The organism is Prevotella sp. P6B4, from assembly GCF_000619985.1.
Classification (GTDB): Bacteria; Bacteroidota; Bacteroidia; order Bacteroidales; family Bacteroidaceae; genus Prevotella.
Genome location: NZ_JHVE01000004.1, coordinates 157,024 through 170,415, shown reverse-complemented (window position 1 = coordinate 170,415; position 13,392 = coordinate 157,024). Strand labels below are relative to the sequence as shown.

The window sequence follows — 13,392 nt, the reverse complement described above, 5'->3', positions numbered from 1 at the left end:
ATGCTTATTTGTGAATCCAGTTGCAGGATTCATTCTTTTCTAGTAACTTTGCGCCATCATTAATATAATAATGTACGTGCGCAATGAATGTGATTTTATCCATCCGACCAACCTTCTGTCAATCCATATTTGAAAGCAAGAAGGTGTATGAGTACCGCAAAAGGGTATTCAAGCGCACTGACATAGACAAGGTGTATATCTACGCCTCGAAGCCAATTTGCAAGGTTATCGGCTACTTTACCGTCAAACGTATCATAAATGATACCCCATCGATGATATGGAATCAGACCCATGAGCATGGTGGCATCACCAAGAAACTGTACCAAGAGTATTTTAAGGGGCATACAAAGGCTTATGCCATCGAGATTGATAAAGTGGTTAAGATTGACCCAATCGACCCCAAGAAAGCCCTACAAGGCTTCACAGCACCGCAGAACTTCATGTACCTTGATGAAGACCTATAAAACTTTCATTTAGCTTCACCCATAAAGGTAAGAAACATATCCGTCAGGATTTGATATATAGGAAATCGTCTGAAATGCTAATAAATAAAGGCACTCCAGACGATTTTATAAATTTCACTTCTGTACTAAGTGAACGTTTAAACGTGATATACAAATAAACAATATAAACGAATAATAGCTGTAATGACAAAGCAGATTACAAAGAAGAAGAATGTATCGAATTTGAACAAATCTTTGAAGTCTGGTTCACTTTTACGCTTTATCGCTTCAAAAATTAAGAAGGAAATAAAATATAGTGACACAATGAATATTACAACTTTTGCTATAATACCGAAAACTTCTCCAACAATAATGGCAGCAACTGGCAACAACACAAATAAGACGTATTTAAATACATCCCAAATTAGACTAATTATATACCCAAGAGTTTCCCTTAGTCTTCTATACTTCTTCTCTTTCTCCATCCATTTAAATGTGTTATGTAATCTATTACTTCTTATTGCCTTTAATTTTTCTAATTAATGGCTTATGGCAATATTGGAAGTAAAAATACATAGCAAGAGGTATTAGTAAGACATACACCAAGAATTCTGTGCTATCATAATAATCTACGTCAAAATAGTTATTATCATAACTGTTCTGCGTAAAAGGATAGAATTTTGATTGAGGAGAGAACCCAAAAGCACCAGGTTTAAAAGGAAGACCAAACATCCAACAAACACAATGAAGTATAGTCCAGATAGCGTACAGTACCACATATTTCTTCTTTTCCTTACTCAATAATGTCGAAGAACTATCAGCATTATTGTTAGACGTGTTTTTAACGACATCTCTATCTTCAATTGCTGATGGGGCATCTTGCTTACCACCACAAAACTGACAAAAGAGTGAATCGTCAGTTATTTGCTTACCACAATGCTTGCAATACATAATCTTATTATTCTTTTGATTGTTTCTTCTTAACTAAAATATCTGGCTCACCATACTTACCCTTCAAATCCTTTTTGGTAATTACATCGGCATACCTTGTTCCTGTACAAATATCGATGAAAGAACGCTTATTCACGAACAAAGTGTAATCCATGATAATGAAGAAAAAGGCTGTTACAGAGTAATAACTCAGGTCACATCCATAACGGAATAACAACACCAAGAGATAAGCTAACACACCCAATATAATACTTCTAAAGGGGACTCTCCATAAACTAAGCTTATTACTATTTTTATCAAGCAATTTTCCACCTAGCATCGCCTTTCCAGGCGATGAACGCAACGTCAATTCAAACAAAATGAAGTAGATGACATTAACGATAATGAAGATTGAGCACATTCTCATATCAAAATCTTTAGTATATCCTATATAGGGAACATCACTTTCTTCTCTAGCCTTCATTTGGTATTCAATGTCTATCCCAGAATAAACATTACCATAAGAGTCAATTTCAATTTTATCAATATATTCGAAATTGCTTGGCTTCGCATTCATTAATCCAATAAAACTTCCAATATCCCCAGGACCAGCATAGGGTTTACATGCGATATATCCAAGCACCGCTATTATAAGGATAAACACCTTGTCAATCAAGCTTCCAAAGAATCTACGGACCAAAGGTAGTTCCCCATTTTTGATAGGTTCGGACATCTCTTCTACAATAGCTTCCTTTTCTACTATTGGTTCAGAACTAACAGAATGCTCAGTATTATCAGACACCACCTTTATCACGTTATCATTGGAAGATTCAACCGTCTCTGCTTTGGTTTCAATACTTTGAGAGACATTGGGGGTGTCTTCTACAAGACTTACATCAACAAGATTTGTCCCACAATACCTACAGAATTTGGAGTCATCTGCAATTACTTTTCCACAATGTTTACAATACATACGCTATTCTATTTATTATATTCATCTTGACTACATGTTTGAGAAGCGCAAGCCCATTTTTGCCATCTTTTATATGTTATATACATAAAAAGTGGAAGCGAATAAATAATAATAATAAAAGCTCCAAAAGGTAATAAAGAAAGAATCATCATAGGATAACACACCCACTTAATAAAACTTCTTTTTGATTTATTACCCAACATATTATTGTAAAAGTCGCTTTTTAAAAAGGAGGGGACTAAATAATAGCTATCCCATTTCATTTTAGATGCTCTAAAATAAAAAGTACTCAAATAAAGTGATGACAAAATGGCTGTTATGTCTGCACCAATCAGAATGATTATTTGCCATGTATAGGAAACCATGTCATCAAGTTTGTTTGAAATTACAATTGCAATAATAGCATTAATGACTATAGAACATACACTCACAATAAATAAGCTGAACGCATATCTGTTTAAAATAGGCAATTTAATATATTTGTTCGTATTTACTGCAAAAAATAAAATACATAAGATACCAATCAGACATCCCAAAATCAAGAAAATGGTTATATAAGACTTAATATTTGGATAATAGGTAAAGTCAAATAAAGAGAATAACCAATCTGAACGATATTCAAGGTTCTTTTCAGATTGAGCCGCAATTATGTAGAGTCTTTCGTTTGCACAAAGACCTAAATACTTTGTTGGGACACTACCCTTTCCATACCATGTTATTGCCTTAATATTGCCATTTGTTATTGAGATTTCCTTAGCATTTGTTATTTGTGCCAACCGAGACAAACACCGTTCGTATACTTTGTCATTATTCCCCAAAATAGATGTAAGATTACTAATATCATATGTATTAATATAACATTGATAATAATACATGTAAGTGTAATCTATAACTTTATCTTGAAAACCCAATGTTGATATATAACTCCCAAATATGTTACTCGAAATCATTAATTCTTTTACCTCACTAGATTCCTCATAACTTGACAAATTGTAACCACATCCAGCAAAGCGCTCAATATCATGATATATAGGACTATAATTATGCTGTCCAACTGTATAATAGTTCTTGTAATTTGCATAAGAAATTGAATAATGAACATGCATAGAGATAAGAATAACAAATATAATAAAGAAGACCATATTAAGTTTGTTACTTCTTTGACCATTTTCATTACTTGATTGCGTTTGTTCATGCCTTTTGGCATTTGCAGAACCCAAATCTTGACTTGCTCCACAACTAGAACAAAAAATGGAATCATCGGCAATTTGCTCACCACAGTACTTGCAATACATATTATATATCTTTTTTGAGTTAATACTAATTCTAGACCGTTTCTTCACTATCTGCCTTTGACTTCTTATACAGCAGCATAATCGGATTGTATAGCGGAACCAAAATCCACCATGCCCTAATCCCCATGTTCTTGCACCGCTTGTAACAAAAGTAATGATGCAAAAGAATTACTAGAGCTAAGACCAATGGTAAAAGGTCATATACCCAGAATGAAATATCAAAACCAATCCTCTCTGCTACAAATTCTGATGCGTAATCTTTAATCCATAGAGACTTGTCATGGAAATAAAGCCACAACTCTCTACCTTTCCATCCTAATATCATGCAAACCAATGCAATGCCAAATATATTTGAAAACATCACAGCCATGATGACCATTGATAATATCAAATCAATGAAGCTATAGTGGCTATAAGCTAGTGGCCACTGCAAGAGAGAGAATATGGCGAACCATATCGCAAAGTTCCTTCTAGTCATAACCTACTTGTATTATCGATTAATCACTTCCTTTCACCAAATACAGCCCACTTTTCTTATCTTCTAGGTAGTAGTGGGTTCTATTACATCTATAATGTATTGTTCCATTGAACACATTGCCATCCCATCCGTCATCCGCAACCATTGTAACTACTCTAGCCTTGTTTACATCGGCTTCACCGATTTTGAACGTACCCTTCTTTACCACATCAATGATGGTGGTGTCATTCTCAACAATGTAGTATTTGAACTCAAATCTGCCGTTCTTATGAAAGAATATGTTCACATCACATGCCTCATGTGGTTTGAACCAATAGCCGTACAAGATGGAATCATCGTATATCTCTGTAGAATCAAGTTCCTCAAGCAGTTGATGGTATATTGGACTGCTTACAATATCAGCGGAATCCACTTCCACTTCTTGAGACACGACATTCTGTGTCCCATTCTTGCAAGCAGTGAGAGAAAGAACTGCGATTATTATATGAAATAGTTTTCTTATCACTGATTTGAGGTATTTCGAGGGTTAAATAACAGATATAGTTTTATCATAGCAAACAAAACCAAGGGAACTGCTATAGTATAAACTATGAACTCAGAAAAATCATAGTTATTAACATAATAGCTTTCAAATGGAAAAAAGGAACTTGTATCTTTATGAGGTACGCGGACTGTTTCAAACCAATCACCCATGGTTGTGGTATAATAACAGTGTGGGTTTGCCAAAGCATAAACTAATGCTGTAATGTTTACTGCAAGCCAAATTAGATAAATATAAATTAGAGCTTTCTTCACTTTGGAGTAGTCTCTTGTCCTTGAAAATGAGAAAAAAGGGATATTAAAAGTTAACTTTGACCTTTTCTTAATGTCATTAGCTGTCTCTAGCATCTTTTCTTGTAGAGTAGGAAGGTCTTTTCCAAACTCTTTTACCACAATGCTTTCATTAACGACTTCCCCATCAGTAACCTTACTTGATTGCTTTTCTAATCCCACGTAAGTTACTTTAGAAAGTATATCAATGAGAGACCTACGCTTGAAGAATATAGGGATGTCAATAATGAGGAAAAACGCCACTATAACTATCGTATAACTTACATCAAAAACAAAACGTAGCCAGACAGCCAAGAACATCAAAAGACCCAATATTATTGCTCTCTTAAATGCATCTGTAACTGTTATCCTTTCACCAAGCAAAGCTTCTACAGCACGGCCTTTCATTATATATTTTCCTACCGATGCACTAAGAAATATTTCAAAAAGAAGATAATATAGGATATTCAAGACAATAAATGAGGATGTTATTGTCAAATCGAATGACCTAACCATCCCAACATAATCAGTATTCGAATACCTTTCTAGAAGCTCTTGTTCTGACTTAGAACTATATTTAACAGGAAAGCCAATGTCGATTATGTATAAGCAGTCTAAGGTCGCATATTCATACATAGATGGAGAATTGTTCCCTATTGAAAGATATGTCAGACCTCTATCTATACTTTTATTTCCTTCTATTGCCGCAAAGCCCAGGAGAAAGATGATAAGTATTAATAACTTATCTATTAAGCCTCCGATAAAACGTCTGAATAATGACATTGATTTCATATCTTATATTGTTTTAAGTTTCTAATCTGCTGCAAATTTAGAGATTATTCTCCAAAAGTCCAAGAGGATAAACAAAAAACATGGGTTATCCATGCTCAATGCACTTCAAACCCATGCGATTAGTGAGGGATGCTTGCTGTTTATTTGATACTATTATGAGGATAATAAGGAATATGCCCCATATAATACCAAGACCACCACACACTATTATGCCGTATTCTTTTATAGATTCTCTCTCCTTTTTTATGTATTCATCCTTTAGGTAGTTCACATGCTCTTCTTGTAACACAAGCTCATATTTTTTTATTCCTAAAGCCCTAATAAAGACGTAAGAAAACTCATCAATAATATAGTGAGAGTAGGCTGGACTCTCTGTAATTGTTGTTCTTGGGATAAATTGGTCTACTTTTTTCGGCAATAAACAATAGTAATCGTTATGTATAAGTGGCTCATATACAAAGTTGTTGATGTCAGGAACTATGTTCCCCTTAAAATCAGACTGAGGACTATCTGTGAGGAATTTGTATGCTGATTCCAACGAACTTTCTATAGTAAGATAATCACCCAAGATTCCATAGTTTTGCTTACGGAAAGAAACAGCGTAAGGGATAATGATATATTGTATAATACCATCCCCCCAACGCTCATTGACTCCCAAAGCCCAACCAGATTGCCAAATGCCTTTCCAATCAACTTGTATACCACCTTTCTTTTCTTTATTTGTGTTCTTTAATTTAATCTCCATCTTAATTCCCTCTACAATATCTTTCCCAATTCTATAACCAGGATTCTCAGGGGCAAAATGGTAAGTTGATATAATGTCTTTTGGCAATCTATCTTCGTATTTTGTGGGATAAAGGATTTCACGAAATGAAGTTCCTGAGTTTACCCATGGATTTCCTTCCACGTATCTTGGTTTACAATTGAAATATATAGGATAGATGTTGGTGTCTCCATTAACAAACAAGCTATCCACTTGTTTGTTGGCTAAAGAAAGCATTTCTTTCTTGTTATTCTCAAACAGTTTAGTAGCTTCATCTGGAATCTTATTGAAAAGATTCCTAAACACAATACCAACTGCTAGGATGGAAATCGTTAGAACGACAACTATGACAAGGGAGACTTTCTTCATATTATTATTTGTATTTGTTATAAAAGGTAAAGCTCTTAATTATATTGCTATGAATACTATTCCAAAGTTCACGTTCGGATTCTCGATAAGAAAACGTTAGTGTAACACTCTCGTACTTATTGAAGATTCTATAAACGTTTACTATCACAGGCGGTTGCTTCCCTTCCCATCCTTTACGCTTGTAAGAGAAATAAAGAGTGGGGAAGCCATTAATCGTTAGCGGCTCGACGGATATGACTTTAATAAGCGGAGTCTTTGATGCCTTACAGTTTGCTTCTGCTGCCTCGTTTACGGCATAGAGTACATCCTTGTTTACTACGACCTTATCCCCTATGCCATAAGTAGGGTCTTGTCTATCTTCCTCAAAATACTCAACAATGACACGCACGTACTTGTTATACGCCTCCTTTGTATTGCTGTTTAGTCCCTTTTGTTGGAAGGTTATGTGACCAGATAGGGTCTTTATGCCAACCTGTGAGGCTGCCAATCTCTTGACACTATTTAGTTCAGACGATTGTAGTTCAAGCTTATTGGGTAATGTTATCTTATACTTGCTGTTGCATGTGTATAGGGTATTCTGAGCAGCGCAATAAAATACTGCCATTAACATCCACAAAATGCTTATTAATCGCTTCATAACTAAGGGATTTGTATGTAGATAGCTTCAAATAATATCAGTTATAAATCATCGTAGTTCTTCATAAAAGACTTTTCCATTAGCTTTCTGTCAGTATATTCAATGGAAAACATATAATGTCCTTGATAATACCCCCTCCTTAACGAGATACTTACAGAAGAATCACTAAATTCCTTTGTGTCTTTATTACTCTTTGAACTCTTAAAATAGGAGCCGTACTTGCGTTTTAATGATAAAAACAAGCTGTTGAATTCTAAATCTATCTCTTCTTTTGTTATTGTAAGACCAGAACCACTCATTTTTGTATATATAACTTGAAAAACAATATTATTGTACAAGACGTAATCATTGAATTGCCATGAAACACCACCAAATGCTCTTCCATCTTTACTACTTACAGCATTGTAAGTACCAATTTTAGAAAATGAGTATGGAATCCCTTTATTTCTAAAATAATCAACCACCTCTTGTTTAGTCGTTTTACCCAATGTCACACCATCAAGATTTCTTCTAATCTGTCCGAACGAGATTAGAGGGAGTATGCTCAAAAGCAGAATACAAATATTCTTCTTCATAACTTATTAGTTTTAGTTCTTAATCTGCTGCAAATTTAGGAAATCCTTTTCAAAGTTCCAACAATAAACATGAAAAATACTATTTTAATCATCAAATCTTTGGCTAATCCACCTATTATGTCTACCTTTGCACCACTTATGGAGATTAAGGGTGTCCCCCATGCATCTGATGCATTCCTAGCTAGCAACATCCTTGTTCTCCTTTACCATAAGAGGATGCCCCATATCGTAAGACTGGGGAGAATAATAAGACGAAGCATTATGGTAACGTAATGTATTTGTACGAAATACCGCGACATCCTCTTTGTTATATGTGAGGGTATGCCATCAAGAGCATATCCTCATTTTTTGTGCCTTGAGAGCATGATACAAATTGATATGACCACACGTATCAAATCTTGACGGACTGCTTTGGTGCTTAGAATCGGTGCAAGTCGAGAAATTTTCACCGCTTATATTATGCACCATTTAAAGCTCTAATACACCTTGAACTGTTATGAATCCTTAAATCTTTACCCCTTCAAGCCTTAAAATTTGGGAATTAAAATAAATCGCTATATCTCTGCAATATGAGAGAAATTAATACTAAGACAAACATCCAAATTCATTAACTATATGTCAAACACAACATTTAAAGATTTTATCATTGCCTTTCAGAATCAAGCAAATGAAACACAGAAACGAAATCTGATAGAGACGCACAGAATGTTATTAGAATTCTACGTTAGCAACTACTTCTTCAAGAAGAAAGACGAATCTAGTAACCTACTTAAATTCCTCAATAACAACAATGTGTATCTTAATGAAACGGCAATAGGACTTGGTTATGGTGACAATGACGATTTCACCACAAGACTATGTAACGAACACAAGAAGCCTATGTCTGACTTAGACTTTTTATTAGCACCAAACGATAGAATATAGGACATGACACAAGAATTATTTCAAGAATGGATGTTGCTCAATATCCTTAGAAATCGATTAAACGATAGCGAGCTTAAACGCTTGCATAATTTGGAGAACAAAACGCCAATTAGACCTTTAATAATTGATTATAAGATAGTTGATAACTATCTGCCTTTTTAAACAAATTACAAATATGGTAGACTTTATTTATTTCGACATGGTGGCTGATTACCTAGCCCAAGCCTCAGAAGAGGAAAAGAGGAACTTTATTAATTCGCACCGTTCATTTGAGTATTTCTATCTCAAGAACGGTTATTTTGACCACAAAAAAGACTATCAGAACTCTGTGGGCGAATACCTAGCAGAGCTAAGTGGTAAGCTTAATGAAACGGCAAAGGAGGTCGGCTTAGAGGATGCCGAAACCTATTATCCAAGGATTACTGCGGAATTGAGTGCTAAACACAGAGAGCTTGAGGAAAGACAGAAGGTGGCAGAGGTGAACGTGCCCATTGGGTAAAAATGAAGGTGGAGATTGGTTTCTCCACCTTTTTTTGCTAAGACAGCAGAAGAGAAATCCACTGAATCATATCCACAATGTCGCTAGCATGCTCTAGCAGCCAATACAGTACCTCATAGTTCTCAACCATGAAGAACCTCACTCTTGTTATGAATGTAGAATTATCCATAACAATCGCTTAAAAATGCGTCTGAGGTTTACCAGAGTTTAGAAGGTGTTTTTGGCTAATCTATTGATAATGAAGTAATTAGCAAAAATGCCAATACTATGCATACCTATCCAAAGCATGCAGAGTTACAAATAATTAACTGAATTCACAGATTTTTAGAGATATGTTATCTGTTTTACGCTATAACCGAAACACTATCTTTTTACTCGTACATAGGTCTTGCGAAATAGATGGTGGTATCACCAAGCCATGCTGTATCAACTGTTATCACAATACGCAATGATGCACCCTTTATATTGTCAACGATGGGTTGGTACTTGTTATGCTGTTTTGCTCTAGGGTTTGCTTCAATGAAGCCATCGAACTTGGTTTTGAAGTTCTTAACACTGTCAATAGTTACCGATGGCAGAGTCTTGGACTCCACATAATAGGTCTCCATTATTGGGAACTCATCAACCAAGACTTGCTCACAAGATGGGAACAGAACACCGATTCCCATCATCAACAGTAGATATATAGCGGCTTTCTTCATAAGTTAATTAATTCTGGAGTGCAAAGGTAACGGAATCCACTGAAAACACCAAACGTTGAACGGAAAAATTGACATTATAAGTGTTTCTGTTATTTACTTCGTTATGTAATAGGATTCATACGATTCACTCTCTATTAAGATTCATCTGTATTCCAAAGGCATTCCAATGGTCTTTCTTCTTTTCACCATTTTTCCCTTCTATGAGGTCAATCATTCCGTTTATTAGTTCTGTATTATCCACGATAAAATAAACATCACATGTCAGAATACTGTTATTGGGAATATTGACATATTGTACAGGTAATGTATGGTAATTCTTGTCCATCCTCTGTCCTTCTTCACGGAAAATATAGATAGTACCTTTCTGAATTTCAGTAACAGCTATCTCACTGTTAATATAGACATCCCTAATTGCATAACACTCGGAAAACACGCTATTATCCTTGGTTGAGCGTATAAACCAAGCATTGACTGTACCTGGTGCCCACAACTCATTGCCATGTGATATTGTTGTCTTAAAAGTAACTACGACTCTATTGCCTCTGACTTCTATTTTGTCTATATAGTAGTAATCCTTCCATTGCTCATAGATAACATTCTTGATAACAAAATACTCGTTTCTCTCTTTGTTTGCAACAACTTCACTTCCCTTCTTCAACTCATATGGCTCAAAAGGTATTCTTGATTGACCATTGTGTTCGGATTGGATGGAAATGTCTTTAAGTGCATAATTGTTATATGAGAGCATATCAATGGCTGGTGGAAATACACTTAGGTATTCGTCTACATTCGTGACTTGGGGTTTCTTCTCTACCAATAGATTGAAATTGTCAGTATATGATTCAACGATGTCGCTATTCCCATCGATGCGCACAATGTTCTCTTCATTAAGTGTTTCGGCATAATATGTGTAGTTATAAGAGCCAGTAATCACTATGCTTGAGTCAACGACCATGTACTTGTTATGCATGGGAATATTCTTTTCTGCGAAATACAATACGCCACCAACAGAAACGAACCTATCAAAGTCTAGACCACCAATTCGATGGTTGATATTATCATTGATGATGATTAGCTTGGCTGTATAATCATGATTTTCATTCAATTTGTCAATAATTGCATCGTAGATTTTGTGGTTGGTAAACCAAGCCACTGCTATCAACAACTCTTTCTTTGATGCCTTTATGTCATTAATGATAACCTCTTCAATATCCTCAAAAAACGGTCTTATATCCATTACAAATACTTTTATTCATTATTACACATGATTCATCAAGTTGTATCACTTATATAAGAGCTTCCCCTTCTCGCAATCTCAACTTCTCAACCCTTATCTCCAACTCGTTCTGAGTCCTGAAGAGCATGCCAATCATGGCTCTGAGATATTCGTTAATCCTTGGAATATCAGAAGTGAATATGAAGTGCTTCCTAATATGAATGCCTCTTTCTTCTACATCTTTATACTCTTGATAGAAAAGGGCACAACCGCTTAAATCATTCAATTCATTAAGCACTCTGCGCACTCTCGAAAACTCTTCAATGTCAAGCAAAGAAACACGATGACACCAAGGCCAGATTATGCTTGCGAATCTACCTTCATTGGTAGCTTCTGCCAAGAACGTAACCCCTTGATATTGGAACCTTATCCTATCATCTTCATCTACTTCAGGCTGACAATCCATTTCCTCTAGAATTTTTATGAGCAAGGTTCTTGTGGGGATGTCCTTTATTTCTTCCTTCTCCTTTTTAATTTGGTCTTTTTCCTCTTGCAAAGTCTTTAACCTCTGCATTTCCTCATCCTTTTCCTTGCTCTCTTGCTGCTCCTTGTACAACTGATAAAGCAGAAAAAGGAAAATGAATCCAATGACTATTATAATCTCCATAACCTTGTGTTTATTGAGTCCCTTACCACATATAACGTATAAAAGTAGCCGTTCCCTTGTCAGGACGGATAATGAGAGAATCACTCAGCTCGCTCTCAGGGGCGATAGAGTTGAATATGTACTCTCCGCTTCTCTTCGTCCACTTGTCACTTGCATTGCATAAGCTGTCTAGAGTAGTTTTCATCGATTTGATGCTAGCATCCTCAAACACCATCTGATAGATGTCTCTGAAATCATCAGCTATAACATGCTCATTCTTGTACTCGGTTATCTCATAGGACGGTAACGTTATCTCAACTCCTATACGTTTCAAGCGGTTATCCATGTTGGAAGTGCTGTAGGTTTCATGGTGGATGGCAGCATAGACAAAGCCGATGAACGCTAGAGGGAGACCAATTGACATAAGTATTCTATACAGCAACTTTATCTTTCCCTTCAATATCCATTTGTTCACAATCCATAGAATCAGCAACAGAATTGGAACTGCCACAACAAGCAACATAATTGCTTGAACTGTAAAATATAACAACTGTATATCACTCATCGCCTAATATTTCTTCTATTAATCCCCTCTTTCTAGCCAAAGCCCAATGATTTGCATGGTTAAGCTCTGTATATTTTGAGCAGTAGTTGTATGCTAGAATATTGACGTTTTCACCCATTCTAAATTTGTCAAATGGTACATGGATAAAATCCATAGCATAATGAATTCCATTTACTGTCGTTTTATTCAGTAGATATTGCGTGGGGAAGTATTGTGTACTCATCCGAGTTTCCCAATCCAAGTCATCCCAATCATCTTCTACCTCTTGTCCCTCTATTGTGTATGCGAAAGTATATAAACCTCTCTTTACATCCTTATATTCTTTATCAAAAGGAATCCATATCTTATTATCCGCTTCCGTATAATAAGGGATATAGTGATAAGACAACAGATTATACTCGTAATAAGGGCTTTCTACACCATCTTCGTTTTTATATAAAGCAATCATGTCCTCTCCCTTATTGTATTTCCTTAGTTCATATTCCATGTGATTGTCACTTCTACAAGTCACAAGGTACACCCCATCTTGTTTTACAATATACTCTGGAGGTAACACATCAAGCCATTCTATATCCGCATCTATGATTTTGTCAATCTTAAAGGTAAGCTCTGAATCATATTCAGTGCTATAGCCAACTAGATAGTCATTACCATATTTCGGAGAGTATGACAGTCTAATCAAGTGGAACTCTCTAGGAATCCCTCCATCCTTTGAATAGGTAATAGTTATACTTCTATCATAATAAATCGCTTGGTCTATAAGTTCTCTTATCATA

The 13,392-nt window shown here is 35.5% G+C and carries 17 protein-coding genes; 2 read left to right on the top strand and 15 right to left on the bottom strand.

The features are described 5' to 3' along the window. The first annotated feature begins 83 nt into the window (after positions 1 to 83). Positions 84 to 464, top strand: a complete 381-nt coding sequence (locus T491_RS0104225) for a hypothetical protein (RefSeq protein ID WP_028902780.1) — start codon at positions 84 to 86, stop codon at positions 462 to 464. Between the two features lie 137 nt (positions 465 to 601). Here the strand turns inward: T491_RS0104225 and T491_RS0104220 are convergent, their stop codons facing one another. The 10 genes from T491_RS0104220 to T491_RS0104170 all read right to left on the bottom strand — a co-directional run bounded on the left by T491_RS0104220 (position 602) and on the right by T491_RS0104170 (position 8,065). After that, positions 602 to 928, bottom strand: coding sequence for a hypothetical protein (locus tag T491_RS0104220; protein ID WP_028902779.1), 327 nt, complete (start codon positions 926 to 928; stop codon positions 602 to 604). Between the two features lie 25 nt (positions 929 to 953). After that, positions 954 to 1,394, bottom strand: coding sequence for a zinc-ribbon domain-containing protein (locus T491_RS0104215; RefSeq protein WP_028902778.1), 441 nt, complete (start codon positions 1,392 to 1,394; stop codon positions 954 to 956). A gap of 7 nt (positions 1,395 to 1,401) precedes the next feature. Continuing rightward, complete coding sequence (locus T491_RS0104210) at positions 1,402 to 2,346, bottom strand: RDD family protein (RefSeq protein WP_028902777.1); 945 nt, start codon at positions 2,344 to 2,346, stop codon at positions 1,402 to 1,404. Positions 2,347 to 2,354: 8 nt separating this feature from the next. Next, complete coding sequence (locus T491_RS0104205; RefSeq protein ID WP_155950027.1) at positions 2,355 to 3,641, bottom strand: zinc ribbon domain-containing protein; 1,287 nt, start codon at positions 3,639 to 3,641, stop codon at positions 2,355 to 2,357. A 31-nt stretch (positions 3,642 to 3,672) separates the two neighbouring features. Then, a complete protein-coding gene (locus T491_RS0104195) occupies positions 3,673 to 4,119 on the bottom strand; it encodes a hypothetical protein (RefSeq protein ID WP_155950026.1) in 447 nt (148 codons plus the stop codon). A 19-nt stretch (positions 4,120 to 4,138) separates the two neighbouring features. Further along, positions 4,139 to 4,624, bottom strand: a complete 486-nt coding sequence (locus T491_RS0104190; protein ID WP_028902773.1) for a hypothetical protein — start codon at positions 4,622 to 4,624, stop codon at positions 4,139 to 4,141. Next, on the bottom strand, positions 4,621 to 5,721 hold the full coding sequence (locus T491_RS0104185) for an RDD family protein (protein ID WP_028902772.1): 1,101 nt from the start codon (positions 5,719 to 5,721) through the stop codon (positions 4,621 to 4,623). The genes T491_RS0104190 and T491_RS0104185 overlap by 4 nt, the downstream gene beginning before the upstream one ends. Before the next feature lie 85 nt (positions 5,722 to 5,806). Beyond that, complete coding sequence (locus tag T491_RS0104180; RefSeq protein ID WP_028902771.1) at positions 5,807 to 6,853, bottom strand: hypothetical protein; 1,047 nt, start codon at positions 6,851 to 6,853, stop codon at positions 5,807 to 5,809. Between the two features lie 4 nt (positions 6,854 to 6,857). After that, the gene (locus tag T491_RS0104175; protein ID WP_155950025.1) at positions 6,858 to 7,490 is read right to left on the bottom strand and encodes a hypothetical protein; all 633 of its coding nucleotides are present in this window, start codon (positions 7,488 to 7,490) and stop codon (positions 6,858 to 6,860) included. A gap of 41 nt (positions 7,491 to 7,531) precedes the next feature. Continuing rightward, the gene (locus T491_RS0104170; protein ID WP_028902769.1) at positions 7,532 to 8,065 is read right to left on the bottom strand and encodes a hypothetical protein; all 534 of its coding nucleotides are present in this window, start codon (positions 8,063 to 8,065) and stop codon (positions 7,532 to 7,534) included. Positions 8,066 to 9,164: 1,099 nt separating this feature from the next. Between T491_RS0104170 and T491_RS0104155 the strand changes: the two genes are divergently transcribed. Further along, entirely contained in the window at positions 9,165 to 9,488 is a 324-nt protein-coding gene (locus T491_RS0104155; protein WP_028902766.1) for a hypothetical protein, read from the top strand. Between the two features lie 371 nt (positions 9,489 to 9,859). On the opposite strand, the gene T491_RS0104150 is transcribed toward T491_RS0104155, so the two are convergent. From T491_RS0104150 to T491_RS0104130, 5 genes are all read right to left on the bottom strand, one after another. Continuing rightward, positions 9,860 to 10,189, bottom strand: coding sequence for a hypothetical protein (locus tag T491_RS0104150; RefSeq protein ID WP_028902765.1), 330 nt, complete (start codon positions 10,187 to 10,189; stop codon positions 9,860 to 9,862). A 124-nt stretch (positions 10,190 to 10,313) separates the two neighbouring features. Then, complete coding sequence (locus T491_RS0104145; RefSeq protein WP_028902764.1) at positions 10,314 to 11,426, bottom strand: phospholipase D-like domain-containing protein; 1,113 nt, start codon at positions 11,424 to 11,426, stop codon at positions 10,314 to 10,316. Between the two features lie 49 nt (positions 11,427 to 11,475). Further along, on the bottom strand, positions 11,476 to 12,072 hold the full coding sequence (locus tag T491_RS0104140) for a hypothetical protein (RefSeq protein ID WP_028902763.1): 597 nt from the start codon (positions 12,070 to 12,072) through the stop codon (positions 11,476 to 11,478). Between the two features lie 22 nt (positions 12,073 to 12,094). Beyond that, on the bottom strand, positions 12,095 to 12,475 hold the full coding sequence (locus T491_RS0104135; RefSeq protein ID WP_155950024.1) for a hypothetical protein: 381 nt from the start codon (positions 12,473 to 12,475) through the stop codon (positions 12,095 to 12,097). A gap of 133 nt (positions 12,476 to 12,608) precedes the next feature. Further along, positions 12,609 to 13,391 carry a WYL domain-containing protein gene (locus T491_RS0104130; protein WP_028902761.1) on the bottom strand — a complete coding sequence of 261 codons (783 nt, stop codon included), beginning with the start codon at positions 13,389 to 13,391 and terminating at the stop codon, positions 12,609 to 12,611. Between the last annotated feature and the right edge of the window lies 1 nt (position 13,392).